The 26,583-nt window shown below is 52.2% G+C and carries 21 protein-coding genes; 9 read left to right on the top strand and 12 right to left on the bottom strand.

The features are described 5' to 3' along the window. Positions 1-7 precede the first annotated feature (7 nt). The 7 genes from rsxD to GA565_RS13130 all read right to left on the bottom strand — a co-directional run bounded on the left by rsxD (position 8) and on the right by GA565_RS13130 (position 8,265). Positions 8-1,060 (bottom strand): electron transport complex subunit RsxD, encoded by a 1,053-nt coding sequence (gene rsxD / locus GA565_RS13160; protein WP_152198825.1) that lies wholly within the window; start codon positions 1,058-1,060, stop codon positions 8-10. Further along, positions 1,061-3,133, bottom strand: coding sequence for an electron transport complex subunit RsxC (rsxC, locus tag GA565_RS13155; protein ID WP_152198824.1), 2,073 nt, complete (start codon positions 3,131-3,133; stop codon positions 1,061-1,063). Between the two features lies 1 nt (position 3,134). Beyond that, positions 3,135-3,701: an electron transport complex subunit RsxB gene (rsxB, locus tag GA565_RS13150; RefSeq protein WP_084982624.1), complete on the bottom strand. Its 567-nt coding sequence runs from the start codon at positions 3,699-3,701 to the stop codon at positions 3,135-3,137. Continuing rightward, positions 3,701-4,282, bottom strand: a complete 582-nt coding sequence (gene rsxA, locus GA565_RS13145; protein ID WP_055779570.1) for an electron transport complex subunit RsxA — start codon at positions 4,280-4,282, stop codon at positions 3,701-3,703. The genes rsxB and rsxA overlap by 1 nt, the downstream gene beginning before the upstream one ends. A gap of 12 nt (positions 4,283-4,294) precedes the next feature. Continuing rightward, a complete protein-coding gene (locus GA565_RS13140; RefSeq protein ID WP_152198823.1) occupies positions 4,295-4,735 on the bottom strand; it encodes a DUF2569 domain-containing protein in 441 nt (146 codons plus the stop codon). A 284-nt stretch (positions 4,736-5,019) separates the two neighbouring features. Beyond that, on the bottom strand, positions 5,020-6,525 hold the full coding sequence (gene araA / locus GA565_RS13135; RefSeq protein ID WP_152198822.1) for an L-arabinose isomerase: 1,506 nt from the start codon (positions 6,523-6,525) through the stop codon (positions 5,020-5,022). A gap of 60 nt (positions 6,526-6,585) precedes the next feature. Continuing rightward, positions 6,586-8,265, bottom strand: coding sequence for a ribulokinase (locus GA565_RS13130; RefSeq protein WP_152198821.1), 1,680 nt, complete (start codon positions 8,263-8,265; stop codon positions 6,586-6,588). A gap of 416 nt (positions 8,266-8,681) precedes the next feature. Between GA565_RS13130 and GA565_RS13125 the strand changes: the two genes are divergently transcribed. The 6 genes from GA565_RS13125 (at position 8,682) to GA565_RS13100 (ending at position 16,310) form a co-directional block, all read left to right on the top strand. Then, positions 8,682-9,671, top strand: coding sequence for an arabinose ABC transporter substrate-binding protein (locus tag GA565_RS13125; protein WP_152198820.1), 990 nt, complete (start codon positions 8,682-8,684; stop codon positions 9,669-9,671). A 102-nt stretch (positions 9,672-9,773) separates the two neighbouring features. After that, positions 9,774-11,363, top strand: a complete 1,590-nt coding sequence (gene araG, locus GA565_RS13120) for an L-arabinose ABC transporter ATP-binding protein AraG (RefSeq protein ID WP_152198819.1) — start codon at positions 9,774-9,776, stop codon at positions 11,361-11,363. A gap of 42 nt (positions 11,364-11,405) precedes the next feature. After that, entirely contained in the window at positions 11,406-12,410 is a 1,005-nt protein-coding gene (gene araH / locus GA565_RS13115) for an L-arabinose ABC transporter permease AraH (protein ID WP_152201492.1), read from the top strand. Positions 12,411-12,552: 142 nt separating this feature from the next. Continuing rightward, positions 12,553-13,476, top strand: a complete 924-nt coding sequence (araC, locus tag GA565_RS13110; protein WP_152198818.1) for an arabinose operon transcriptional regulator AraC — start codon at positions 12,553-12,555, stop codon at positions 13,474-13,476. A 193-nt stretch (positions 13,477-13,669) separates the two neighbouring features. Further along, entirely contained in the window at positions 13,670-15,154 is a 1,485-nt protein-coding gene (amyA, locus tag GA565_RS13105) for an alpha-amylase (protein WP_152198817.1), read from the top strand. Positions 15,155-15,266: 112 nt separating this feature from the next. After that, positions 15,267-16,310: an oxidoreductase gene (locus GA565_RS13100; protein ID WP_152198816.1), complete on the top strand. Its 1,044-nt coding sequence runs from the start codon at positions 15,267-15,269 to the stop codon at positions 16,308-16,310. A gap of 108 nt (positions 16,311-16,418) precedes the next feature. On the opposite strand, the gene add is transcribed toward GA565_RS13100, so the two are convergent. The 3 genes from add to malX form a co-directional block, all read right to left on the bottom strand. Beyond that, complete coding sequence (gene add, locus GA565_RS13095) at positions 16,419-17,417, bottom strand: adenosine deaminase (protein WP_152198815.1); 999 nt, start codon at positions 17,415-17,417, stop codon at positions 16,419-16,421. Between the two features lie 169 nt (positions 17,418-17,586). Next, positions 17,587-18,774, bottom strand: coding sequence for a MalY/PatB family protein (locus GA565_RS13090; protein ID WP_152198814.1), 1,188 nt, complete (start codon positions 18,772-18,774; stop codon positions 17,587-17,589). Positions 18,775-18,831: 57 nt separating this feature from the next. Continuing rightward, positions 18,832-20,445, bottom strand: coding sequence for a maltose/glucose-specific PTS transporter subunit IIBC (gene malX / locus GA565_RS13085; protein WP_152198813.1), 1,614 nt, complete (start codon positions 20,443-20,445; stop codon positions 18,832-18,834). A gap of 240 nt (positions 20,446-20,685) precedes the next feature. Here malX and malI point away from each other — a divergent pair, with 240 nt between their 5' ends. Both malI and GA565_RS13075 read left to right on the top strand, forming a co-directional pair. Next, a complete protein-coding gene (gene malI / locus GA565_RS13080; RefSeq protein WP_152198812.1) occupies positions 20,686-21,720 on the top strand; it encodes a Mal regulon transcriptional regulator MalI in 1,035 nt (344 codons plus the stop codon). 23 nt (positions 21,721-21,743) lie between these two features. Continuing rightward, positions 21,744-21,977 (top strand): hypothetical protein, encoded by a 234-nt coding sequence (locus GA565_RS13075; RefSeq protein ID WP_152198811.1) that lies wholly within the window; start codon positions 21,744-21,746, stop codon positions 21,975-21,977. A gap of 67 nt (positions 21,978-22,044) precedes the next feature. Here GA565_RS13075 and GA565_RS13070 read toward each other — a convergent pair whose 3' ends face one another. Both GA565_RS13070 and manA read right to left on the bottom strand, forming a co-directional pair. Next, positions 22,045-23,607, bottom strand: coding sequence for a YdgA family protein (locus tag GA565_RS13070; protein WP_152198810.1), 1,563 nt, complete (start codon positions 23,605-23,607; stop codon positions 22,045-22,047). 167 nt (positions 23,608-23,774) lie between these two features. Next, positions 23,775-24,953, bottom strand: a complete 1,179-nt coding sequence (gene manA / locus GA565_RS13065) for a mannose-6-phosphate isomerase (protein ID WP_152198809.1) — start codon at positions 24,951-24,953, stop codon at positions 23,775-23,777. 227 nt (positions 24,954-25,180) lie between these two features. Between manA and fumC the strand changes: the two genes are divergently transcribed. Continuing rightward, on the top strand, positions 25,181-26,578 hold the full coding sequence (gene fumC, locus GA565_RS13060) for a class II fumarate hydratase (RefSeq protein ID WP_055772343.1): 1,398 nt from the start codon (positions 25,181-25,183) through the stop codon (positions 26,576-26,578). Positions 26,579-26,583: the final 5 nt, after the last annotated feature.

The following is a 26,583-nucleotide window of genomic DNA, read 5'->3' as shown; positions in this document are numbered from 1 at the left end:
TTTTTCCTTAGCGATGGCCGTAAACACGGGGCTGAGTGTAATGGTCAATCAGCGGAACGGTAATGTTCGCCAGTAGCACGGCGAAAGCAACGCCGTCAGGATAGCCACCGTAGGCGCGAATCAGCCAGATCAGCAGTCCAATCAGCGCGCCAAAAATCAGGCGCCCGCGCGGCGTGGTGGATGCGGTGACCGGATCGGTGGCAATAAAGAATGCACCCAGCATAGTTGCCCCGGAAAACAGGCCGATGATTGGCGGTGAATAGCCGCCTGGGTCCAGCACCCAGGCCAGCGTGCCGCAAAAAGCCATCATCAGCAGTATGCTGACTGGAATGTGCCAGCTGATAATCCGACGCCACATCAGAAACACGCCGCCGGCCAGAAAACCGAGGTTTACCCACTGCCAGCCAAGACCGGCAAGTATGCCGCTGAACAGCGGTTGCTGTAGCACCTGTTCGGCGGTGTGTCCTGAACGCAGACCGGTTTTAAATCCATCAAGCGGCGTGGCCTGCGTGATGCCATCGACATTCATTTGCAGCTGATAGGCGGTCATGTTGTGCGAATCGTGGCCGCCAAAAATGGTCAGCAGCGTATCGACAAACCCTACATGATGGACCTGCAAGGTGTCAGGCGGCAGCCAGGTTGTCATCTGCACCGGGAACGAGATAAGCAGCACAACATAACCCACCATCGCCGGGTTAAACGGGTTTTGCCCCAGTCCACCGTAAAGCTGTTTAGCAATAATAATGGCAAAAATAGTGCCTATAACAATCATCCACCACGGTGCCAATGGCGGTAAACTTACGCCGAGCAGCACGGCGGTGAGCAGTGCGGTGTTGTCGCCAAGCCGTTTTGCAACAGGCATTTTGCGTAACTGTAAAACGGCACCTTCCGCCAAAATGGCAATTAAAATAGCCAACGCCACCTGCACGAGCGTGCCATAACCAAAGAACCAAACCTGCGCCGCAATGCCCGGAATACAGGCCAGCACAACGATCAGCATAATTGAGCGGGTGCTCTGCCGATTATGGGTAAAAGGAGAACTTGCGATTCTAAAAGCCATCTATTCCTCGTTCGACATTTCGCTCGACAACGTCTGAGCTTGAGCGGCTTTACGGGCCTTTACGCGGGCGATCGCTGCTGCTACGGCAGCTTTACGGGGATCGCCTTCTGATTCTGATTGTACTGTATCCGCTGTAACTGGCTTGGGTGACGGTGTCACGGATTGTTCTGCTTCAGCCTGTTCGGATGAGGCGGCAGCCTTTTTAGCTTTGGCGCGAGCGATTGCTGCGGCCACGGCAGCTTTACGTTTGTCTTCAGGTGACGTGTCGATACAGGTTTCGGCTGCCTCAGGCTTGAATTCTGCCTCGACATTGACGGAGGCAGCTGCCGCTTTTTTCGCCTTGGCGCGGGCAATTGCCGCAGCCACGGCGGCTTTACGGGCATCGCCTTCAATGGGCATATCGGCAGGCGTGGCGATCGGTTCGTTGGAAATCGGTACCTCTTCTACGTCGGCCACCACGGCGGCTTTTTTGGCCTTAGCTCTGGCGATAGCGGCAGCGAGTGCAACCTGACGCGGATCGGCGGCTTTCTCACTGTCTACTGCAGGCTTGTTATGCTCTGTTGCGCTGACCTGTGGCGTAATGACACTGGCGTCTTCATCGCTAAGTTTAACGGCAGATTTTTTATGCTTTTCATCACGTGCCAGCTTTTCGCGCTCCATGCGCAGTTGCTTGGCTTCAAAACGCGCTTTGGCTTCAGTTGCTCGGGTGGCTTCGAGATCCAGCGCGCGAATCTCGGCTTTTTCCTGGCGGTAGTACTGTACCAGCGGGATATTGCTCGGACACACGTAGGCGCAGGCACCGCACTCAATGCAGTCGAACAGATTATGGTTGCGCGCTTTTTCATGTTCCTGACCGCGACTGAACCAGTAAAGCTGCTGCGGTAACAGACCAGCCGGGCAAGATTCGGCGCAAAGGCTACAGCGGATGCAGGCTTCTTCCTGCTCGGGCTGACCCATTTCACTGACCGAGGGTGCCAACAGACAGTTGCTGATTTTAACAATCGGTACATCAAGTGACGGTAGGGTAAAGCCCATCAGCGGCCCGCCCATAATCACCATCTTTTGTTGATTCTGTGGCTCAAAATCGCCTTCGCGCATCAGATGTGCGACCGGCGTGCCAAGTCTGGCCCAAACATTGCCCGGTTTATTAACCGACTCACCGGTAAGGGTTACAACGCGCTCAATCAGCGGTTCGGCATCGATAATGGCGCGCTTAATGGCAAACACGGTGCCGACGTTCTGCATCAGCACGCCAATCGCGGAGGAGTGTTTGCCCTTGGGCACTTCCTTGCCAGTGAGAATACGGGTGAGCTGTTTCGCTCCGCCGGAAGGGTATTTGGTTGGCACCACGCGCAGCTCAATGTTCACACCTGGGTGATTTTCATTTTTAATAGCGGCTTTTAAGGCGGCAATGGCTTCGGGCTTGTTGTCCTCGATACCGATTAATACCTGCTCAGGATGCAGCATGTGGCACATGATGCGCGTACCGAGCAAAATTTCATCGGCGTGCTCCTGCATCAATCGGTCGTCGGCGGTGATATAAGGTTCACACTCGGCGGCGTTCAGGATAAGAATCTTGGTATGGCCAAGGCTACCTTGAATTTTGCTGGCGGTTGGGAAACCCGCGCCGCCCAAACCGGCAATACCGGCTTGATGAATCAGCTGATTAATTGCAGCGGCGTCGAGCTGAGTATAATCCTCAACAAACTGCCGTTCACACCAGCGGTCTTCACCGTCGGCGTCGATAATGACACACAGCTCTTTCAAACCCGAAGGGTGGGCGGTGATATGCGGCTCAATGGCGCTAATCGTGCCAGAGGTTGGCGCATGAACCGGCACCGTGCGGCCCCGACCGGTGGTCAGCGGCTGGCCTTTTGAAACCCGATCGCCAGATTTAACGCACAGCTCGCCTTCGGGTCCAAGATGCTGTTGTAAAGGAATGATAAAGCGCTCAGGCAGAGGCATCCGGCGCAGGGGCACCAGGCTAGACTGAGTTTTCATCTCCGGCGGATGTATGCCTCCGTCAAAGTCCCAGATTTTCTCTTTCTTGAGCGTAGCAAACAGATTGAACATGTTACTCCGCATGAATAATTTGCACCGGAATGGTGTTCATGTCCCATTTCCAGTTCGCGGTGGTGGTTTTAATCGGCAGCATTTCAATGCAGTCGGTTGGGCAGGGGGCAACGCAAAGGTCACAGCCGGTGCACAAGTCGGTGACGACGGTGTGAACCGCGCGCGTCGCACCAACAATAGCGTCTACCGGACAGGCCTGGATGCACTTGGTGCAGCCGATGCAGTTGCTTTCATCAATGTAAGCAATTCTGCGAACCGGTACCGCCTCGACGGCGTCACCGTCCAACGGCTGTGGATCAACGTTAAGCAACGTCGCAAGTTTCAGCATAACCGGCTCGCCGCCGGGCACGCATTTATTGATTTTGTCACCGTTGGCTACTGCCTCGGCGTAAGGCTTGCAGCCTGGATAACCGCACTGAGCACACTGGCTTTGCGGCAGAATATCGTCTATCTGATCGACTACCGGATTTCCCTCCACCGCAAAACGGCGCGAGGCATATCCCAGCAGCAAACCAAACACCAGCGCCATCGCGCTGAGTGAACCAATAGCAACCCAAAGCTCAAACATTAGAATTTCACCAGCCCGGTAAAGCCCATAAAGGCCAAAGACATCAGACCTGCGGTGACTAATGCAATTGATGAACCACGAAATGGCGCTGGGACGTCGGCAACGACCAGGCGTTCGCGAATGGCGGCAAACAGCACCATTACCAGCGAGAAGCCAATCGAGGCCGCGAAGCCATAGAGAGCAGACTGCATGAAGTTCAGCTGTTGGTTTATGTTGAGCAATGCAACGCCTAATACGGCGCAGTTGGTCGTGATAAGCGGTAAAAATATGCCTAAAAGACGATAAAGCGACGGACTGGTTTTACGCACCACCATTTCGGTGAATTGAACGACAACGGCAATCACCAAAATGAACGCCATGGTCCGCAAATAAACCAGACCTAAAGGCATCAGAATAAAGGTGTTTACAATCCACGAGCAAATATTGGACAGCGTAATAACGAAGGTCGTGGCGAGTCCCATGCCGATGGCCGATTCGAGCTTTTTGGACACACCCATAAACGGGCACAGGCCAAGAAACTTAACCAGAACAAAGTTGTTTACCAGCACAGTGCCGATAAACAGTAAAAGGTATGATGTCATGATAGTGCCTAACTATTGTGTAAAAGTTTCTTTAACCCGACGGGAGCGCTTGAAATAGGGCACCAGCAGTGCCGCTGCCAGCAGAGGCAACAACAAATTGCGCACGGCAAGGTCGTCACTAATGGGCGAAAAAGCAAAAGCTTTTAGGGCCAGTAGCACGGTAAACAGCAGCCAAATAATATAAGTTTTTGGTAATGACTTTACCCGCCGGCAAAATTGCCACAGCGCGGTGAGGGTAAATACGCCCATCACCAGCGTAGTGACGACAGAGAAATACCACTGCATGGTAAATGCCTGAGAGTTGGTGATTAAATACTCGCGCGATTCAGGCTTAAATATGGCCATTGAATAAAGCAGCAGCATTAACACCACACTCATCAAATTGACGATCAGGTACGCCATTGGGGCCAATAGCCAGCCGCCGATACGCTGATAGCCAGAATTTTGAGACATAGTTAACCCTATTTCATTGATATTTTCGACCGTCAAATCTGGTGCAGCCTGTGTTAGCGGTGCGTTAGACGACGGATTTAGACATTCAAGGCGCAATAGCTTAACGCGGGAATGGATTCGTCGCTATCGTGATCATGTGATTGCTGTGCAACAGCGTAAAAAATATCACTTTTTGCCTTAGAAATAGGGAGGTTGGATATGAATTATTCAACGTCGGGGGTTGTTGAGGAGGCGGTGGGCCTTCCCCCACTGAAATGAGCGAAGGAAGGCGCTAAACGAAAGAATTAATGACTGCAAAGCTTGTAATAAACCTCGTTCCACCGCAGTTCATTTTTGAAATCCGGCAGCGTGGTTCGATTGTCGATAACCAGTAGCTCGATATTGTGCAGCTCGGCGTAAAGACGCAGGTAATCGATGTCCAGCGCCTGCGAGAACACCGTATGGTGCGCACCGCCGCCGAGGATCCACGCTTCGGCTGCGGTTGCCAGAGAGGGCTGGGCTTTCCAGATTGCCCGCGCCACTGGCAGTTTTGGCAGCGGTTTGGGCTGCTCGATGGTATCCACCAGATTGACCAGCAGGCGGAAGCGGTCGCCCATGTCGATAACGCTGGCGTTCACCGCCGGACCCGCGGGGGTCGAGAATATCAGTCTTGCCGGATCAGCCTTCCCGCCAATGCCGAGATACTGCGCGTCCAGAATCGGTTTTTCGCCGGTAGCAATGCTTGGGCAGACTTCGAGCATATGTGAGCCGACCACCAAATCATTGTCCGTCTGGAAGTTATAGGTGTAGTCCTCCATAAACGAAGTGCCGCCCTTCAGGCCGCTGGCCATGACTTTCATAATGCGCAGCAGCGCCGCCGTTTTCCAGTCGCCTTCGCCGCCAAAGCCGTAACCTTTTTGCATCAGGCGCTGAACTGCCAGTCCGGGTAGCTGCTTCATGCCGTACAGGTTTTCAAAGTTGGTGGTGAAGGCCTTAAAGTTACCTTGCTCAAGAAAACGGGTCATGCCCAGCTCGATACGCGCGGCGTCAATCAAGTTCTCGCGCTTCTCGCCGTGAAGTTTCACCGCATCGGTTAGTTGATAGCTTGACTCATATTCCTCAATTAACGTATCGACGTCACCACGGCTCACTTCTTCAATGACGCTAACCAAATCACCCACGCCGTAGGCGCTGACGGTGTAACCAAATTTAATCTGCGCGGCCACTTTGTCACCCTCGGTGACCGCCACTTCACGCATGTTATCGCCAAATCGCGCCAGCTTGAGCTGTTGGCTCTCATTTTTCGCTGCCGCCACTCGCATCCATTGCGCAATGCGGCGATGGCTCTCTTTGTCTTCCCAATGGCCGGTAATAACCGAATGCTGCTGGCGCATGCGTGCACCGATAAAGCCAAACTCACGACCGCCGTGGGCCGTTTGATTGAGGTTCATAAAGTCCATATCCATCGAGTCCCACGGGATCTCGGCGTTAAACTGGGTATGAAATTGCATCAAAGGTTTATGCAAAATGCTCAGTCCGGCAATCCACATTTTGGCAGGAGAGAAGGTGTGCAGCCACGTTATTATCCCGATACAGTTATTGCTGTAGTTGGCTTCACGGCAGACGGTGGTGATTTCGTCTGGCGTGGTGGCCAGCGGTTTTAGTACCAGTTTAATCGGCAGACCGGCTGAAGCGTTCAGTCCGTTAACTACCTTTTCGGCATTGTCTTTCACCTGGCGCAGCGTTTCTGCGCCATACAAATTTTGACTGCCGATCACGAACCAAACTTCGAGTTGTTTAAAAACGTCCATTTTTTGCTCCTGCACGATTAGCGATAAGGTTATGCCGCTGGCCTGTCGCCAGCGGGTAAATCAAGACGGCGTCGCGGTGTTAAAAAGCGGTTCAGAGGCCTGACACCATTGCTGATAGCGCTCATAAAGCTTTTGAAACTGCGCGGCGCGCTGCGGGTCCGGCAGTAGCGTTTTTTCTATTGCGCAAGCCATTGACTGCTGCGCTAAAGGAATTGAGGCAAACTCACCGGCTGCGGTAGCAGCAAAAATAGCGGCACCCAAAGCACAGCACTGATCGGAGGCCACAATTTGCAGGGGTCGGTTCATCACGTCGGCGCAAACCTGCATGATAACCGGTGACTTACGGGCAATGCCGCCCAGTGTCAGCACGTTTTCTACCGGAATATCCTGCTGCTCGAAACACTCCATAATGGCGCGGGCCCCAAAGGCGGTGGCAGCAATAAAGCCACCAAAGAGTTCCGGTGCCTGGGTGCCGAGATTGATATCGGTTATCACGCCCTTCAGTCGCTGATTGGCAAAAGGCGTGCGGCGACCGTTAAACCAGTCAAGCACCAGCGGCAAATTATCGAGTGTTGGATTAGCGGCCCATGCAGCGGTGAGGTCGGAAAGCAGAGTCTTTTTCATCTCGCCGATTTGCGGTTTCAGCTCAGGATGACGGCTGGCTAACTGCACCAGCGGCCAGCCCAGAATCTGGCCGAACCACGCATACATATCGCCAAACGCCGACTGTCCTGCCTCCATGCCAACCATTTCCGGTACTACGCTGCCGTCGACTTGTCCGCAGATCCCGGCAATAGCTCGGTCACCGACCCGCTGTTTGTCAGCAATTAAAATGTCGCAGGTTGAGGTGCCGATCACTTTAACTAGTGTATAGGGCTGAGCACCGGCGCCGACCGCGCCCATATGGCAGTCAAAGGCACCGCCGGAAATCACTACCGAGGTTGAAAGTCCGAGGCGCCGTGCCCACTCGGCACTGAGTTGACCCACGGGCTTCTCGGCGGTTTGCGTATCACTAAACAGCGGGTAAGGTAGATTCTCGACCAGACAGTCGTCGAGCGCGGCAAAAAAATCTCGCGGCGGGAAGCCTCCCCAGGAAGGATGCCAGAGCATTTTATGCCCCGTGCTGCAGCGGCCGCGCACAATGCTCGCCGGTGCCGTGGTATTGGAGAGCAGGGCGGGAACCCAATCGCAAAGTTCTACCCATGAGGCGGCGGCTTCACGTACTGCGCTGTCCTCGCGTGAAACGTGCAAAATTTTGGCCCAGAACCACTCCGACGAATACACGCCGCCGATGTAGCGGGTGTAGTCAGGGAATTCGCCGCTGCGACACAGGCGGTTTATCTCTTCGGCCTCGTTAATTGCAGTATGGTCTTTCCACAGCACAAACATGGCGTTGGGGTTGTCGGCAAATTCCGGTTTCAGTGCCAGCACCTGCCCGTGTTCGTCAATCGGCGCAGGCGTTGATCCCGTGGAGTCAACACCGATGCCAATGATGCGTGCGCTGGCGTCTGGTCCCAGGCGCTGAAGCAGATTCTTAATCGCGCTTTCCATCGCCTCTATATAGTCAAGCGGATGATGTCGGAACTGGTTTTTTCCGGCGTGGCAGTACAATCCTTCTTGCCAGCGCGGGTAGTAGACCACGTCGGTATCCATCTCTTTGCCACTGTGGCAGTCCACTGCCAGTACGCGCACCGAATCGCTGCCAAAATCCAGACCAAGAGCAATTGCACCTTGCGCCATGGTTATCCCCTTAAAATTTATTTGCTTAACGTCTCTGGTTTGAGCCAGTTAAAACCTGTCTGGCTTTTGCTGTTGATAACCATAAAAGCAGCGGCAGGAATGCAGTGAGGAGACATTAGCTGGAAGTATGTACTTTTCTGCTCCCTAAATCGGTTATGTGAGGCCGGTCATAAAGTTACTATTTGGTTAAAATCGCTGAATATATGCACAGAATGGCTGTAATTTTTAATTGTGATAGCGCTCTACATATTAAGAAATTATTCCAGCTAAAACTTACCTCGACTTGACTCCACTCAATCACCGATACCCGTATATCAAGGTTTATTAGTCGGTTTTTTAAGAAACACCCTACTGATAACGTTTTCACGCCAGCACCCACTTGTGCCGGTAACAACAATAAAAGGTCGGAGAGCATCATGCATAAATTCACTAAGGCGTTGGCGGCAATTGGGTTGGCTGCTTTTATGTCACATTCAGCTATGGCGGATACTGAGAAGCTAGGCTTTTTGGTCAAGCAACCGGAAGAGCCGTGGTTCCAGACTGAATGGCGATTTGCAGACAAAGCAGGAAAAGATCTCGGCTTCCAGGTGATTAAAATTGCCGTCCCCGACGGTGAGAAAACGCTGAATGCGATAGACAGTCTGGCGGCCAACGGTGCTAAAGGCTTTGTTATCTGCACGCCCGACCCGCGGCTTGGCCCAGCAATTATGGCCAAGGCCAAAAGCTATGGTCTGAAGGTGATTGCCGTTGATGACCAGTTTGTTAATGCCAAGGGTAAACCCATGGATGACGTGCCATTGGTGATGATGGCCGCCAGCAAAATTGGCGAACGTCAAGGGCAAGAGCTTTATAAAGAGATGCAGAAACGTGGTTGGAACGTGGCTGATACCGGGGTAATGGCGATCACTGCCGATGAGCTCGACACCGCACGTCGTCGTACGACGGGGTCAATGGACGCGCTGAAGGCCGCCGGTTTCCCTGTGGCACAAATCTACAAGGTGCCGACTAAATCCAACGATATTCCTGGCGCGCTTGACGCCGGAAACTCACTGCTGGTGCAGCATCCCAATGTTAAAAACTGGCTAATTCTGGGCATGAATGACAACACCGTTCTTGGCGGCGTGCGTGCCACCGAGGGACAAGGTTTCAAAGCGGCTAACGTGATTGGCATCGGCATCAACGGTGTTGACGCGGTTAACGAACTGTCGAAAAAAGAGCAGACCGGTTTCTACGGCTCACTGCTGCCAAGCCCGGACGTACATGGCTATAAAAGTATTCAGATGCTTAATGACTGGGTAACCAAGGGCGTAGAGCCACCGAAATTTACCGAAGTGACCGACGTGGTGCTGATCACCCGCGACAACTTTAAGGTCGAGCTGGATAAAAAAGGTCTGGGCGGTAAATAACGGCACTGAGTTGCCACGCTAAGTCACAGAGTAAGCGATGGGTTTTGTCCAGTGGAAAGACCCATTGCGTTAACGCACGTTTATGTTCAAAAGGTTGCCGCTATGTCTTCAATCTCTCCCACATCGTCGTCTCTGCCGATCCCTTCTCTGGAAGCGTTTGATCTTCGCCAACCCTATTTAACCTTTCAGGGGATCGGTAAAACATTTCCCGGCGTCAAGGCGCTGGAGGGCATTAGTTTTGACTGCTATGCCGGTCAAATTCACGCGCTTATGGGCGAAAATGGCGCGGGAAAATCGACGCTGCTTAAAATTCTCAGCGGGAACTACAGCCCAAGTCAGGGACAAATTCTGCTCAAAGGTCAGCCGGTGACCTTTAATCACACCACCGATGCGCTAGACGCGGGCGTGGCAATTATTTATCAGGAGCTGCACCTGGTGCCTGAAATGACGGTGGCGGAAAATATCTATCTCGGTCAGTTGCCAAGCCGTCGTGGTTGGGTTAATCGCAAGCTGCTGCGCTATGAGGCAAAGCTGCAGCTTGAACATCTGGGGCTGGATATTGACCCCGATACGCCGCTGAAATATCTCTCTATCGGCCAGTGGCAGATGGTCGAAATTGCTAAAGCGCTGGCGCGTAACGCCAAAGTTATCGCCTTTGATGAACCGACCAGTTCGCTGTCAGCGCGCGAAATCGAGCAACTGTTTCGGGTTATCCGCGAGCTGCGGGCCGAAGGGCGGGTGATTATTTATGTTTCACACCGTATGGAGGAGATTTTTGCACTCAGCGACGCCATCACCGTGTTTAAAGATGGGCGCTATGTGCGCACCTTCAACGATATGCAGAAGGTCAATCACGACAGCCTTGTGCAGGCAATGGTGGGGCGTAACCTAGGGGATGTTTATGGCTATCAGCCACGCCCGCTGGGTGATGTGCGTTTACAGCTTGATGAGGTGAAGGCCCCAGGCGTGAAATCCACTATCAGCCTGACAGTGCGTCAGGGCGAGATTGTCGGCCTATTTGGGCTGGTGGGCGCCGGGCGCAGTGAACTGATGAAAGGGGTGTTTGGCGGTACCAAAATTACCGGCGGGCAGCTTTTTCTTGACGGCAAGCCGCTGAAAATTACTACGCCCATCGAAGCGATTCGCCACGGGATCATGCTGTGCCCTGAAGACCGCAAGGCCGACGGAATTATTCCTGTGCACTCAGTGCGCGACAATATCAATATCAGTGCGCGTCGTAAAAGCCTGAAGGCCGGGTGTTTAATCAACAACCGCTGGGAGCAGACTAATGCGGATAAACAAATTAAAGGATTAAACATCAAAACGCCGGGGCCAGAGCAGTTGATCATGAATCTTTCAGGTGGCAATCAGCAAAAGGCCATTCTTGGTCGCTGGCTGTCGGAGGAGATGAAAGTCATTCTGCTGGATGAGCCAACGCGAGGTATCGATGTGGGCGCCAAGCATGAAATTTATAACGTGATTTATGCATTGGCCAGGCAGGGGATCGCCGTGCTATTTGCTTCCAGCGACCTGCCGGAAGTGCTGGGGCTGGCCGACAGAATTATTGTGATGCGTGAAGGCTCAATTTCCGGAGAGCTGACCCACGAAGAGGCAACAGAAGAGAAAGCGCTGGGGTTGGCGATGCTGCGTACCCCCGAATTGAACCCAGAAACCACCCCGGATGCCGCCTGAGTGCGCGCCAGTGCGGATTTAAGCAAAAGCAGGAGTTAAATGATGTCCAGTATGACAACGAATACAACCAAACCTGAGCAGCCGAACGCCGCTTCGCGCGGGGGCCGAAGCCTGATGCGCATCTGGGACAGCTACGGCATGCTGGTGGTGTTTGCCGCGCTGTTCATTGCCTGCAGCATCTTCGTGCCTAACTTTAGTTCATTTATCAACATGAAAGGGCTGGGACTGGCGATATCAATGTCCGGCATGGTGGCCTGCGGCATGTTGTTTTGCCTGGCGTCGGGAGATTTCGACCTGTCCGTAGCCTCGGTGATTGCCTGTGCGGGCGTGACCACGGCGGTGGTGATAAATATAACCGAAAGCCTATGGATTGGCGTTGGCGCGGGTCTGCTGCTGGGTATGCTTTCTGGTTTGGTTAACGGCTTTGTTATTGCACGCCTGAAAATTAATGCGTTGATTACCACGCTGGCCACCATGCAAATTGTGCGTGGACTGGCATATATCATCTCCGACGGTAAGGCGGTGGGCATTGAAGACGAACGTTTCTTTGCGCTCGGCTACGCCAACTGGTTTGGGCTTCCTGCGCCCATCTGGATAACCGTGGGCTGCCTGATTGCCTTTGGCCTGCTGCTTAACAAAACTACATTTGGCCGCAACACGTTGGCTATTGGCGGTAACGAGGAGGCGGCGCGTCTGGCCGGGGTGCCGGTCGTGCGCACTAAAATCATTATCTTTGTGCTGTCGGGACTGGTGTCGGCAGCGGCCGGGATTATCTTGGCTTCACGCATGACCAGCGGCCAGCCTATGACCTCGCTGGGTTATGAGTTGATCGTCATCTCCGCCTGTGTGCTGGGTGGTGTCTCTCTCAAGGGAGGGATCGGTAAAATTTCTTACGTGGTCGCCGGCGTGCTGATCTTGGGAACGGTGGAAAATGCCATGAATCTGCTGAACATTTCGCCGTTTTCCCAGTACGTGGTGCGCGGTCTGATCCTGCTGGCTGCGGTGATTTTCGACCGCTATAAACAGAAGGCCAAACGTGCTGTGTAAACGATTCCAGTTTTTAAATGGGCCTTTCGAAGGTTAAATGCCAAGAAAAGTGTATTTCCTTCACAATTCTTTAACGCAATCGGGCAGTAATTCTATTGCCCGATAGAATGGGTAGACCAGCGTGATGATTTAAGGAGGCCCGATGTATCACCGCATGATTGAAGATCAGCAGTCGAATCCGTTACTTCCCGGTTACAGCTTTAATGCATATCTGGTCGCAGGAATGACGCCTATTCAGGCCGAGGGCCCGCTCGATTTTTCTATCGACAGGCCCGGCGGCATGAAGGGTTTTATCCTTAATCTGACCGTGAAGGGCCAGGGAAAAGTGTTTGACGGCGAAGACACTTTTTATTGCAATCCCGGCGACCTGCTGCTGTTTCCGCCCAAGGCGCGCCATCTTTACAGTCGCTCGACCCATAGCGACTGCTGGTATCATCGCTGGGTCTATTTTCGCCCACGTGCCTACTGGGCTGACTGGCTGGAGTGGCACACAAAAACCCGCGATGTAGGTCGTTTATCCTTACCGAACAACACCTTGCTGCTCGAGTTTGACCGCCTGTTTGCCAATATCGAACAGACTCAAAAGTCTGGGCGTCGGTTTGGCGAGGAGTTGGGCATGAATTTGCTCGAAAGACTGCTGCTGCGTGCAATGGAAGAAGACCCGCAAAGTCCGCAAAAAATCATGGACCCACGGGTGATTGAAGCCTGTCAGTTTATTACCGGTAATCTGGCAGGTGAGCTGCGCATTGATGAAGTTGCGCGCCATGTTTGCCTTTCCCCTTCACGCCTTGCGCATCTTTTCCGCGAACAAGTGGGGATAAACATTCTGCGCTGGCGAGAAGACCAAAGAGTTATCCGCGCCAAACTGCTGTTGCAAACCACTCAGGAGTCGATAGCCACGATTGGCCGCGTGGTGGGTTACGACGATCAGCTCTATTTCTCCCGCGTTTTCCGCAAAAGAGTCGGGGTTAGCCCAAGTGATTTTCGTCGCCGCAGCATAGAGATTAATTACCCGGCCAAGCCATACCGAACGCAGAGTGAAAACGCTGCCACCTATCAGTTTTGAGACAGGATGTCATGACGAAACATTGGCTGCGCATGCAGCCAATTGTGCATGAATAACAGTCTCTTAATGCATGTCCCCAATTTTTGCTCTCAATAATCAACGCCATCTCCTAAAAATATCACCTCAACTTCCCTCCAAAACACCTAAAAGTGGGCTATTTATTAATGACCTCCCACAGATGGAAATGCATTACATGGAAAATCCGACGCTGCTGCAATTTTTTCACTGGTATTACCCTGATGGCGGAAAACTCTGGCCAGAAGTTGCCGAAAAGGCCGAGTGGCTGGCCTCTATCGGCATCACCATGGCGTGGCTGCCACCGGCCAGTAAAGGGGAGTCGGGCGGATATTCAGTCGGATACGACACCTATGATCTCTTTGATTTGGGGGAGTTTGACCAAAAAGGTAGCGTGGCCACCAAGTACGGAGATAAGGCACAACTGATTGCTGCGGTTGAAAAACTGCGTTCGCACAACGTGGGCGTGTTGCTCGACGTGGTGCTCAACCACAAAATGGGTGCCGACGAAAAAGAGCAAATCAAAGTCAACCGCGTCTCTGAGGAAAATCGCGAAGAAATTGACGAAGAGGTGATCGACGCCGAGGCGTGGACACGTTTCACCTTCGCCGGGCGTGGTGGGCAATACTCTGAATTTGTTTGGGATTATCACTGTTTCAGCGGCGTAGATCACATTGAAAACCCCGACGAGCAGGGCGTATTCAAGATAGTGAACGACTATACTGCTGAAGGCTGGAACGTAGAGGTTGACGATGAGTTTGGCAACTTCGACTACCTGATGGGGGCCAATATCGATTTTCGCAACAACGCCGTCAGAGAGGAGTTAAAGTTCTGGGCCCGCTGGGTGATTGAACAGGTTCCGTGCACTGGCTTTCGTCTTGACGCGGTGAAACACATTCCTGCCTGGTTCTATAAGGAGTGGATCGACAGTATTCAAGAGGCTGCGAGTGAACCGATGTTCATCGTCGCCGAGTACTGGTCATTCGAAACGGACAAGTTGCAGCAGTATATTCATCAGGTTGAAGGCAAGACCATGCTCTTTGATGCGCCTTTGCTGCTTAATTTTCATAATGCCTCCAAAGGTGGAAAAGACTACGATTTACGTACCGTCTTTGACGGCTCGCTGTTGCAGGCCGATCCTTGGCATGCCGTGACTATCGTTGCCAACCATGACACCCAACCGTTGCAGTCTCTAGAAATCCCTGTGGAACCCTGGTTCAAACCCTTAGCTTATGCGCTGATTCTGCTGCGCGAGCAGGGCCTGCCGGCCATTTTCTATCCTGACCTGTTTGGCGCAAGCTATGAAGACAGCGGCGACGACGGCAATACTCACCAAATTGAGCTAAACAAAGTCACAGAACTCGAAACGCTGATAAGCGCGCGCCAGCAGTACGCCTGGGGAGTACAAACTGACTATTTGGACGACCCGCACTGTATCGCCTTTGTGCGCAGCGGAACGGCGGAAAAACCCGGCTGCGTGGTGGTGATGTCAAACGAGGGCGACGGCGTTAAACACATTATTCTTGGCGATGAATTTTCTAACAGCCAGTGGAAAGACATAACCGGCAATGTCGATTCTGCGGTGCAGTGTGATGACCAGGGCGCCGCTGAGTTTCGCAGCAACGGCGGCAGCGTTAGCGTATGGGTGAAGGAAGCGGCATAGCACGTTGCGCTACCTCAACGAGGCAAGATAGTGTGATACAAGTACATGAATTAGTGCCTTTTTGGGGTAGAATACTTCAACATTTTTGTAACAAATCTAAGGACAGCACACCATGACAACTGCTTTACGCGTTGGGATTATTGGCTATGGCTTTGCCAGTAAAACATTCCATTCTCCATTGATTTCCGGCACGCCGGGCCTGGAGCTGGCGGTGGTGTCGAGCAGTGATGCGACTAAGGTTCATGCGGACTGGCCGTCAGTGAAGGTTGTCGACTCACCGCAGCAGGTTTTCGATGATCCAACCATCGATTTGGTGGTGATCCCAACGCCAAATACGACCCATTTCCCGCTTGCGCAGCAGGCGCTGGAAGCCGGTAAACATGTGATAGTCGACAAGCCGTTTACCGTAACGCTGGGTGAAGCGCGTTCGCTAAATATTCTGGCGGAAGAAAAAGGCAAACTGCTTTCAGTCTTTCACAACCGCCGCTGGGACGCCGATTTTCTGACCCTTAAAGCCTTGATAAAAGAAGGGTCACTCGGTGAAATCATCTATTTTGAATCTCACTACGACCGCTTCCGTCCACAGGTACAAACGCGCTGGCGTGAGTCGGCGGAGTTGGGCAGTGGAATTTGGTATGACCTGGGTTCACACCTGTTAGACCAGGCGATTGAGCTATTTGGCGTACCTGATGCTATTCAATCCGATCAGGCGATGCTGCGGCCGGGTGCTAAGGCGGTGGACTATTTCAACACCGTATTAACCTATCCTCGTCGTCGCGTTGTGCTGCACGGCACCGTTTATGCGGCGGCTGAAACGGCACGTTATATTGTGCAGGGTGAAAAGGGCAGTTACATTAAGTACGGCCTTGACCCGCAGGAAGATCGCCTTAAAGCCGGCGAGCGTTTGCCACAGCCTGACTGGGGTTATGACATGCGTGACGGCGTGGTGACGCTGAGTCACGACGGAGTGATGGCAGAGAAAAGCCTGCTGACTATTCCAGGAAACTATCCGGCTTATTATGCAGGAGTGCGTGACGCCATCAACGGGCAGGGTAAAAATCCGGTGACCGCCGAGCAGGCTATTCGCGTGATGGAGTTAATTGAGTTAGGAATACAATCGGCACAGCAGCAAAAGACTGTGTTGATTCCCCATTGATAACGAGCTTTTGACCGTAATTGACATTACCCCAAAGGGCCAGAACACTCTCTGGCCCTTTGGATTTAACGTTGCAGCGCTTGCTTATGTAATCTAGACGCTGAAAAATTACCCTTCGACTTTCACGCGGATACGCTGCTTGTCGGCATCGCTTAGAAACGCCATGCTCAGGCCGTTTAACTGCGCCTGACGGATTTCTGCCGCCGTCAGGCCCGCAGCCGGTGCCGCAACTTTATACTCATGCGCAATTTCGATGCCTTGAACCGCAGGATCGTCAGTATTGATCGAGGCCAGTACGCCGTGGCGCAGGAAGAGGGCCAGTGGATGCTTATCAAGTGATGAAACAGTGCTGGTTTGAATGTTTGAGGTCAAGCATGACTCGATACCAATCTGATGCTTGGCCAGGAAGTCCATCAGCTCCGGGTCTTCGGCGGCTTTCACGCCATGGCCAATACGCTCGGCGCCGAGTTCGCGAATAGCCTGCCAGATACTTTCTGGACCTGCCGCTTCACCGGCATGCACGGTTATGTGCCAGCCCGCATCGCGCCCGCGGTTGAAGTGGTCGAGAAACAGGCTACCGGGAAAGCCCAGCTCGTCACCGGCTAAATCCAGCGCGGTAATGCCATCCTTATGCGCCAACAGGCCGTCAAGCTCTTGAAGGCAGGCTTCTTCGCCAAAGGTGCGACTCAAAATCCCAATCAGGTTCACGTCAATATCGTGGTCGCGGCAGCCACGGCGAACGCCATCGATCACGGCTTCAACCACGCCCGCGACCGGGAGTTTATGGTTCATTGCCATGTAATAAGGTGAAAAACGCAGTTCGGCATAGTGGATACCGGCTCTTGCCGCATCGGCGACATTTTCCTGTGCAATACGGTGACAGGCGTCCAATGAGCCTAATACGGCCACGCCCCAGTCGAGCTTTTGCAGGAAACTCACCAGATCTGGCGCTGTTTCCATCACTTGCACGTGCGGGCGTAAAGCGTCAAGTTCGTTGGCGGGCAGAGAGATATTGAATTGACGACCTAAATCAAGAATAGTCTGGGCGCGAATGTTGCCATCAAGGTGGCGGTGTATATCAGTGAGGGGAAGACGAGAGTCAATCATTGGCAGCACCCATTTTTTATAGTAGATAAAGTGCAAACCATTATAGCGTTTTCAAGCGCCGCTGGCACGGCGTTCTGGTTTGACTGCTGATTTTGTATGCCATACGGTCACAGGAAATTAGACAAGGCTTTCTACCGTAGGCAAAAAGCCTTGTCTGGGATGGATTGGCCTACCGCAACGGCATTTCTCTCACTGCGTGAATACCAGCAATGAGCTTATCGAGACCTTGTTCCAGCTTTATGCGTGGACAACCGACGTTGAGTCGTAAGAACCCCTGGCCCTCTGGCCCATAGGTGGCACCCGGCATAATGGCTACGCCCTGACGGTTAATTAACGCATTCTGAAGCGTATCATCATTGATATTTAATGCTTTTATATCTATCCATGCCAAATAGGTCGACTGCGGCGGTTGCCAGTTTATCTCGGGAAATGCCTGGTTAAGCCGCTGTGCAACATAATCAAGATTACGCTCGAGATAATGGTGAAGAGCCTCAAGCCAAGATTCTCCTTGGCGATAGGCGGTGATGTGTGCCAAAACGGCCAGCACAGACGGCGAAGAAAGTCCGTCGGTATTTTTGAGCTGTTGTAAATAGTTTGCGCCATCCTCGGCATGACTCACCAGGCCATAGGCACCGGTTAATGCCGGAATATTGAAGGTTTTTGAACCGGAAGTGACTAGCACCCAGTCCTTGCTGCCAACCTCACACCAAGGGATATGACGATTATTACCCCACACCATGTCCATATGTATTTCGTCGCTAATTACCTTGACGTGGTGGCGCTCACATAACTGTGCAAGGGTGTTTAGCTCGGCGGCAGTCCAGACTTTACCGGTAGGATTGTGCGGGCTACACAGCAGCAGAATTTTGCAGGCGGGGTCGGCAAGCTGAGATTCCAGCAAGGATTCGTCCATCAGCCACTGGTTGTTTTTTTTATGCAATGGCGAAGATATGATTTTTCTCTGATTTCCACTGATGGTTTTATAAAAAGCATCATAGGCAGGGGTAAACGTCAACACACCGTCGCCCGGTTGACTCCATTGGCGAATAAACTGCGCCACCATGTAAATAACCGAGGGGCCATAAATAAGATCCTCAGTTTTTATGCGGCTGTTGAATCGTGTTTCGTACCAGTGGGCAATAGCGCCGAGGAAGTCTTGCTGTTGCCAGCGGCTGTAGCCAAACACGCCGTGTTGTGTGCGCTGGTGAAGGGCGTCTACTATGCACGGCGCGGTGGCGAAATCCATGTCCGAGATAGTGAAGGGCAGCAGGTCTGCGCGTCCGAAACGGTCTGCAACATAGTCCCACTGGGTGCACCAGGTACCGTGGCGGTCAATTGGGGTATCAAAATCAAACATAAGTCCTCACAAAACAAAAGCTGGGTGAATAAACTCACCCAGCCAAACATCAAACCATCAAACCGCCAGCGTAGGTGAAGTTGAAGACTGGTTTTCCTGACGCATAAGGTTGGCAAGTTCATCTTTCACCGACTGAACCTGCGGACCAATAACGACCTGCAGGCTGTGCTCGTTAAGATGGACCACGCCAATAGCCCGATTGGCCTTGAGTACGGCATCGTCGACGCGTGACATATCATGCACTGACAGACGCAGGCGGGTGATACAGTTATCGAGACTGATAATGTTGTCGGCACCGCCCAGCGCACTCAGGATAACCGGTACGTTGTAGCCAGACTTGCTGCCGGTATTGACCGGCGCGGACTGAGGCAGAGATTCAGATTCGCGTCCCGGCGTTTTAATATTAAAGCGCATGATGGCGAAGCGAAAAATAACGTAATATCCGGCAAACCAAATGGCCGCGACGATAGGCACCAAATACCACTTGGTGGCGGTGCCGTGCAATATACCAAACACCACGAAATCGATAATGTTACCGTCTGTATTGCCGATTGTTACACCCAACAGTGACATCACGGTGAAGCCCAGACCGGTCAACAGCGCGTGCAGTAAATATAAAGCTGGCGCAACGAACAAGAACAGGAATTCGATAGGCTCTGTGGTGCCGCCCACGACGCAGGCCACGACGCCAGAAATCAGCAGGCCTTTAATCTTATGACGATTTTCGGGTTTGGCACAGTGATACATTGCCAGTGCCGCACCCGGTAATCCACCGAGGAAGGCCGGCATTTTACCTTGCGATAAAAACTGCGTCGCACTTTCTGAAAAACCATGGGTGGTTGGGCAGGAGAGCTGAGCCTGGAAGATGGTCAGTGCACCGCTGACTTCGCGTCCACACACGTCCATCGTGCCGCCCGCTTCGGTAAAGCGAATAATAGCGACCAGAATATGCTGTAGGCCAAAGGGCAGCAGCAGACGCTCACCGGTGCCGAAAATCATCGGGCCAAATACGCCAGCGTCATGAATCAAGCGGCCAAGGCCGGTAATTCCCGCGGCGAACCACGGCCAGATCAGCGGGACAACCAGTCCGCACAGTCCCAACACGACCGAGGTCACGATCGGCACAAAGCGCGTACCGCCGAAGAAGGCTAGCGCATCGGGCAGGCGGATAGTGTGAAAACGCTCGTGCAGCAGATAAACAATAATACCGACGATGACGGCGCCCAAAATACCGGTATCAATTGACTGAATCCCAAGAATATTCTGTATATTATTGGCTTTAAGAATCAGTGCATCGTTGCTGGGCAGAATGCCTTTAACCGTCAAATAGAAATTGGTGCCGAGGTTAAGCACGACGAAGCCGACAAAACCGGAGAAAGCGGCGACACCTTTGTTGTCGCGCGCCATACCCAACGGGATTGCCATGGCAAACATAACCGGCAAATAGCTAAATCCAAAAGAGCCAACTTTGCTCATCCAGATGAATACCAATTGGAACAATGGATGGCCGAGAGCAGGTAACAGCGTAATAACGTCATTACTGCTTAAGGAACTGCCGATACCGAGCATGATGCCGCAAAATGACAGCAGGGCGACCGGCAGCATAAAGGTCTTACCTAAACTCTGGAAAAACTCCCAGAGCGTAACGCGTTGATTTCGACTGGCTGGCATAAAAACTCCCTGCAGAAAAGTGGGCTGGGTTAACAAAGTTTTCAAGATTGCAAATGTGTGAACGGCGATAAGATAAAACGTTTTACCTAATTAATGCGTGTTGTGGCTCACATAATTAAATGTAAGCCTGATATGTGGTTTAAATTTAGGTTAAACGTTTTATCTTCAGCTGCTATAAAGGGATCTGGACGAGGCAGTTGCCTGGTTTAATGCATTCATAACAGGATTACGCGGTAAGTCATGAGTCATAAAAAAATCACTATTACTGATGTGGCACTCGCGGCCGGGGTCTCAGTGGCCACTGTCTCACTGGTGCTCAGCGGTAAGGGGCGGATTTCGCAAACCACCAGTGAGCGGGTAAATCATACGATTGACCAGCTTGGTTTTGTGCGCAACCGTCAGGCGAGTTCACTGCGTGGCGGCGAGTCAGGTGTGGTGGGCCTTATCGTGCGTGATATTTGCGAGCCGTTTTATGCTGAAATGACGGCGGGCTTAGGTGAGATGTTTGAAGCGCAGGGCAAAGTGCTATTTTTACTGCAAAGCGGCGCTGCCGCCAGCGGACTGGCGCGCTGTTTCGACACCCTGTTAACCCACGGGGTTGACGGAATTGTGATTGCTGGCGGTATTCACTATCTTAATGAAAACATGCGCGCCAAGGCATTGGAGCAGGGCGTGCCACTAATTTGCGCCTCCCGATCGGGCGGCACTGAGGGCGTAGATTTGGTACGTCCTGATAATATGCAGGCGGCCAAAATGGCCACGGAATACCTCATTCGCAAAGGGCATAAACAAATTGCCTATTTGGGTGGGCTAGGAAATTCGTTAACTCGTGCAGAACGGCTCGGCGGCTTTTGCGCCACTCTGTTGCAGTATGGTCTTCCTTTTCGCAGTGAATGGATTATAGAGTGTGATTATCAGCACCGGCTGGCCGCCGATGCGGCAGAAGATTTACTGCGCCGCTATCCAAAAATCAGCGCCATTGTGTGCCATAAATCTTCCGTGGCGCTAGGCGCCTATTTTGGCGTCTTGCGCACCGGTAATCAGGTAGCTGGCGGGTCACTCAACAGCCTGTTTCAAAAACAGGTGGCGCTTATTGGTATTGAGGACTCACCCGAATTGGCGCTGACAGAACCTCCGCTGACAGCGGTATCAAACTCTGCGCGTGAAATTGGTCATACCACTGCCAGAAGACTGTTGCTGCGCCTCGCAGGGCAGAATCTGGAAACTCAGGATATTATTATCCATTCGACGATCATTGAGCGGGGATCGGCTTAATATAAACTAATTAGGAGGTGTTGATGTTGGGCTATGATCTTATTTCAGTAAGGAAAATGAATTTTTCAAGACCATTACTGCCAGACACCCTAGAGAATGTTAGCCATGATTTTCCCGGCCTGGAAACAGGCGGTAAGAGGGTATTGAATGAGATAATGAATACCCCACAATCCCCCTCAATTAATCAGGGAATTTTCCAGATTAGAAAACAGGAAAAAACAAATTTATATCGAGGACCAGAGAAGGCGTGTTTTTAATCTTGAGTAGGTAATGTGACTTTAATGCGGCGCAAAGCCTAAACTTTGCGCCGTTGAACCGAGTAAATTACTGAGCAGGCGTGGTTGGCGCAACGGATGGTACCGGCGCGTCAGGCTGAGTCGGCACCGCTTGCTGCTGTGGCACTGGCTGAGCCGGGATTTCCGGTCCGCCAAATACGCCAAACAGGCCGGCAAACTGCTGCAAAGTCATTTTCTGACCATTTAAGTCAACCTGGTTGTCAGCATAGTGGAAAGTGCTGGTGATCGCGTTGTCTTGCAGGGTAGTCAGCTTGAACATCTGGCCCATTGCTGCCAATCCCTGAACCTGCTGCTTGGCCAATTTCTCGGCGTCGTCACCGCTGTAACCTTCAACTTTCGCGGTCTGGGTGGTCAGCTCGGTTGCCATATCTACCGGGATAGTCAGCTTGGCATCAACCTTGCTGAGCAACTGGGAAATCAGCTGATCTTCAGTCTGTGCTGGCGTGGTTGAGGCCGCAGGGTCTTTCATATCAAGCTGCAACGTGAAGGTACTTTCACCTTTGCTGTTTTTCCAGCTCAGTGGGTCAATGGTGATGCTTGGATTTCCCTTCAGTAAAATCGGCAGATTGGACAGCAGCATCGCGGTAACCTGCTGCTGATAAACCTGCGGGTCTAGCTGCTCGGACTGCTGCATCAGCTGCATAACCTGCTGATTGTATGTGTCAGAGAACTGCTTCAGCGCCTGTTCATCCAGCTTGTCTATTTTTAGACTGAGTTTGCCGGAACCAAAATCAGTGCCCTGAATTTTCAGTGAGTCCAGGCTGTAATCAATCTGGCCTTTCAGGTTTTGCTGCTCTTCACCAAAGTTGCTTTTCAGCTTGAAGCCCGCCAGCTGTGCAGCATCTTTGCCATCAATGTTGATACCGATATTGTCGACGTTCAGGCTGCCGTCGCCAACCGAGACCTTGAACTGGCCTTGATGGGTGTTACTTTTCAGGTTAAGACCCGACAGCGTTACTTTTTCAAGTTGGCCCCACTGATTTGGCGAGGTGAACGAGAAGCTGTCAGTTTTGGCGTCCAGGTCCATCTTCTGCATGTCTTTGGCAACGTCAAGATTGACTGTTGCACCGGCAAATTCGAATTTGCTGGTATTTTTCTGGTATTCGACCGGCAGAAGGTTGATCACCGAGGCCGTATCCCCGCTGTAGCCGACGCGGGTATCGGCGTTGACCGGAGATTTGCCTTTGGTAACGTCAAACAAGTCCTTCACCGTGGCGTTATTTTGCAGCTCGGAATGCACAGACGCCATGCTCGGGATCAGGTTGAATTTTTTAAGCTGTGCCGCCGGGAACGGACCGTGGTCAATAGATTCCAGGAAGGCAATTTCATCACCCTGTTTCAGGACATTTTCAGGCGCATCGCCGTCCGGCTGCAGCACAAATCGGACGCTGCTGCTAAATACACCTCGTTGATAGTCCTGATAAACCAGCTTGACGCCGGCGCGAGGATAATGCGCTTTTAGCTGAGTGTTGGCATCGGCAACCACTTCGCCCATGTGCTGCTCGAGCATCTTGCCGGTGTACCACGAAGTGCCTGTCCAGGCTGCGCCAAGTACAACAATGACGCTTACAGCGACTAACGATTTTTTCATAGTTCTGTTCATCCTTTTAACTACTATCTTTAACGACAGCCTAAATATCAGAACGTTAAGGTTATCAAACTTAACGCCATTCTGCTTTCATTGTGGTAGAAAAATCGCCCAAACGGCAAGCATTTAGGAAAATTGCCCCTTATGAACGTTTTTTTAATCAAAAGATATTAGCCTAGCTGGTTAAATACCCGCGCAATCCGGCCATTGCCACTGGCGATCACTGGGGAATCTAAGGCGGGGATATAACAAGATTCGCCTGGATGCAGCACAACCTGCTGCTCGCCTTTGTTGAGCACGGTTTGGCCTTCAACACAGAAGATAATGGCCGCGCTTGACTGAGCCAACGTTTGCGGTTCTGCGCCGAGCGTATGCAGCGAGAAGGCAAAATCTTCAACCGGGATCGGGAAACTCAGCTCATTGCCGTGCTGCTCCGGCGTGGTTAACAGCGTATTGGCCGGTTTTGCCACAAACTGTAAATTGGCCAATAGCTCGGGAATATCAATGTATTTTGGCGTCAGTCCGGCGCGAAGCACATTGTCAGAGTTGGCCATCACTTCCAGCGCTACGCCGTTGAGATAGGCATGCGGCGTTTCGGCATACAGGAACATCGCCTCGCCGGGCTGAAGTTCGATAACGTTGAGCAGTAAAGGCGAAAACAAGCCGCTATCGCCGGGGTAGTCGATGGCGATGCTGCGAATCGTATCCCAAGGCTCGCCGTGTTGGCTTTGCAGGGCATTATCAAGAATATCCAACGCCAATGATTTACTTTCACCACTCATGCTGAGCAGGGCGGCAAACAGCCTTTTGAGATGTTCAAAATCAGGGTTGATCAGGAAGCTGGCAATGTCCGGATGTGCACCTGCAACGGGCTGCAGCAGCGACTGAATTTCGCCCAGTTCACGGAAACCGTTCATTGCGGCAAACGGCGTGAGGGCAAAAACCAGCTCAGGTTTGTGATTGGCGTCCTTATAATTGCGTTCAGCCGCATCGATTGGCACACCGGCTTTGTTCTCTTTCTCAAAGCCGATAACGGCATTGCTTTTGCTCGGGTGAACCTGAATAGACAGTGCCTGACGGGCGCACAGCACCTTGAACAGGAACGGCAGTTCGCCAAATCGGCGGGCCACTTTCTCACCCAGATTGGCGTTTAAATCCTGGCTAATTACGTCACGCAGCGAGATTTGATTACCTTCGGCATCGACCACGGTAGAGCTGCTTTTAGGGTGAGCACCCATCCACAGTTCGGCCATCGGTTTACCGTCCGGATTGGGAATGCCATAGAGCTTGCTCAGTGCGTCAACACTTCCCCAGGCGTAATTTTGTACATTGTTATGCATCTTATTCATTAGTGGGTCTCAGTCTTAGAAAGAAATAGGTGACAAGTAAACAATGAGTAAAGTCGTTTTAGCAACTGATAATGAATAAAAAGTGCGATGGCAGCCAAATCCGATAATTCCTTCAACAACTGGTTAACCTTATGGTTATAATTGCCTATCCGTCGGCACGGCATTGGGAGCGTCGTCGGTACCCTGCAACCTATAATTTTTTGAAGAAACCGCGTAAGGAGACAGTAATGGCAGCTCATCGCATTGAAAAAGACTCAATGGGGCCAATCGAAGTTCCGGCAGACAAGCTTTGGGGAGCTCAGACCCAGCGTTCACTAGAGCATTTTCGTATTTCAGAAGAAAAAATGCCCAAAGCGCTGATCCACGCACTCGCTCAGACTAAACGTGCTGCCGCTACCGTCAACATGGATTTAGGTCTGCTGCCGTCCGAGCGTGGTAACGCAATCATTGCCGCCGCCGACGAAGTGCTGGCAGACAAGCACGTCACCGAGTTCCCGCTTTCTATTTGGCAAACCGGTTCCGGCACCCAAACCAACATGAACATGAACGAAGTGCTGGCTAACCGCGGCAGTGAAATCCTCGGCGGCGAGCGCGGCGAGGGTCGTTTGATTCACCCGAACGACGACGTGAATAAAAGCCAGAGCTCCAATGACGTATTCCCGACGGCAATGCACGTTGCAGCGGTGGTTTCAGTTCGCGAACACCTGATCCCAGAATTGAAAGAGCTGCATAAAACGCTGAGTGATAAAGCAGAAGCGTTTAAAGATATCGTTAAAATTGGTCGTACTCACTTGCAGGACGCCACACCGCTGACCCTAGGTCAGGAAATTTCCGGTTGGGCTGCCATGTTGGCACATAGTCTGGTGCACATTGAAGCCAGTATCCCGCACATTGCCGAACTGGCGTTGGGCGGCACGGCGGTAGGCACCGGTTTGAACACTCACCCTGAATACGCCGTGCGCGTGGCCAAGGCGATTGCCGACCTGACTAAACAGCCGTTTGTCACTTCGCCAAACAAATTTGAAGCCTTGGCTACCTGTGACGCCTTGGTTCACGGCCACGGTGCGTTGAAGGGCCTTGCAGCCTCACTGATGAAAATCGCCAACGACGTTCGCTGGTTGTCTTCAGGCCCGCGCAGTGGCATTGGTGAAATCTCTATCCCTGAGAATGAACCAGGCAGCTCGATCATGCCAGGCAAAGTTAACCCGACGCAGTGTGAAGCGATGACCATGCTTTGCGCACAGGTGTTAGGTAACGACGTTGCGGTTAACATTGGTGGCGCGTCGGGTAACTTTGAGCTTAACGTATTCCGTCCAATGGTGATCCATAACTACCTGCAGTCAATTCGCCTGCTGGCCGACGGCATGCGCGGTTTCAATGAACACTGTGCGGTAGGCATCGAGCCAAATCGTGACCGCATCACCCAGCTTCTCAACGAATCGCTGATGCTGGTTACCGCCTTGAACACCCACATCGGCTATGACAAAGCGGCAGAAATCGCTAAGAAAGCCCATAAAGAAGGCCTGACCCTGAAAGCCTCAGCGTTGAAGCTGGGTTACCTGACTGAAGCTCAGTTTGATGAGTGGGTTCGTCCGGAAGACATGGTTGGCAGCATGAAAAAATAAGCCCT

This window comes from Rouxiella sp. S1S-2 (assembly GCF_009208105.1).
GTDB lineage: Bacteria > Pseudomonadota > Gammaproteobacteria > Enterobacterales > Enterobacteriaceae > Rouxiella.
The sequence above is the reverse complement of the archived record's forward strand: the minus strand, read 5'-3'. Positions and strand labels throughout refer to the sequence as shown.

Bases quoted from the DNA above. Each gene is read 5' to 3' on its own strand.
- GA565_RS13140 (WP_152198823.1), bottom strand. From the start codon at position 4,735: ATGTCTCAAAATTCTGGCTATCAGCGTATCGGCGGCTGGCTATTGGCC.
- rsxC (WP_152198824.1), bottom strand. From the start codon at position 3,133: ATGTTCAATCTGTTTGCTACGCTCAAGAAAGAGAAAATCTGGGACTTT.
- rsxB (WP_084982624.1), bottom strand. From the start codon at position 3,701: ATGTTTGAGCTTTGGGTTGCTATTGGTTCACTCAGCGCGATGGCGCTG.
- amyA (WP_152198817.1), top strand. From the start codon at position 13,670: ATGGAAAATCCGACGCTGCTGCAATTTTTTCACTGGTATTACCCTGAT.
- araA (WP_152198822.1), bottom strand. From the start codon at position 6,525: ATGGACGTTTTTAAACAACTCGAAGTTTGGTTCGTGATCGGCAGTCAA.
- malI (WP_152198812.1), top strand. From the start codon at position 20,686: ATGAGTCATAAAAAAATCACTATTACTGATGTGGCACTCGCGGCCGGG.
- GA565_RS13070 (WP_152198810.1), bottom strand. From the start codon at position 23,607: ATGAAAAAATCGTTAGTCGCTGTAAGCGTCATTGTTGTACTTGGCGCA.
- fumC (WP_055772343.1), top strand. From the start codon at position 25,181: ATGGCAGCTCATCGCATTGAAAAAGACTCAATGGGGCCAATCGAAGTT.
- rsxD (WP_152198825.1), bottom strand. From the start codon at position 1,060: ATGGCTTTTAGAATCGCAAGTTCTCCTTTTACCCATAATCGGCAGAGC.
- araG (WP_152198819.1), top strand. From the start codon at position 9,774: ATGTCTTCAATCTCTCCCACATCGTCGTCTCTGCCGATCCCTTCTCTG.
- GA565_RS13100 (WP_152198816.1), top strand. From the start codon at position 15,267: ATGACAACTGCTTTACGCGTTGGGATTATTGGCTATGGCTTTGCCAGT.
- manA (WP_152198809.1), bottom strand. From the start codon at position 24,953: ATGAATAAGATGCATAACAATGTACAAAATTACGCCTGGGGAAGTGTT.
- malX (WP_152198813.1), bottom strand. From the start codon at position 20,445: ATGCCAGCCAGTCGAAATCAACGCGTTACGCTCTGGGAGTTTTTCCAG.
- GA565_RS13125 (WP_152198820.1), top strand. From the start codon at position 8,682: ATGCATAAATTCACTAAGGCGTTGGCGGCAATTGGGTTGGCTGCTTTT.
- rsxA (WP_055779570.1), bottom strand. From the start codon at position 4,282: ATGACATCATACCTTTTACTGTTTATCGGCACTGTGCTGGTAAACAAC.
- GA565_RS13130 (WP_152198821.1), bottom strand. From the start codon at position 8,265: ATGGCGCAAGGTGCAATTGCTCTTGGTCTGGATTTTGGCAGCGATTCG.
- GA565_RS13090 (WP_152198814.1), bottom strand. From the start codon at position 18,774: ATGTTTGATTTTGATACCCCAATTGACCGCCACGGTACCTGGTGCACC.
- GA565_RS13075 (WP_152198811.1), top strand. From the start codon at position 21,744: ATGTTGGGCTATGATCTTATTTCAGTAAGGAAAATGAATTTTTCAAGA.
- araH (WP_152201492.1), top strand. From the start codon at position 11,406: ATGTCCAGTATGACAACGAATACAACCAAACCTGAGCAGCCGAACGCC.
- add (WP_152198815.1), bottom strand. From the start codon at position 17,417: ATGATTGACTCTCGTCTTCCCCTCACTGATATACACCGCCACCTTGAT.
- araC (WP_152198818.1), top strand. From the start codon at position 12,553: ATGTATCACCGCATGATTGAAGATCAGCAGTCGAATCCGTTACTTCCC.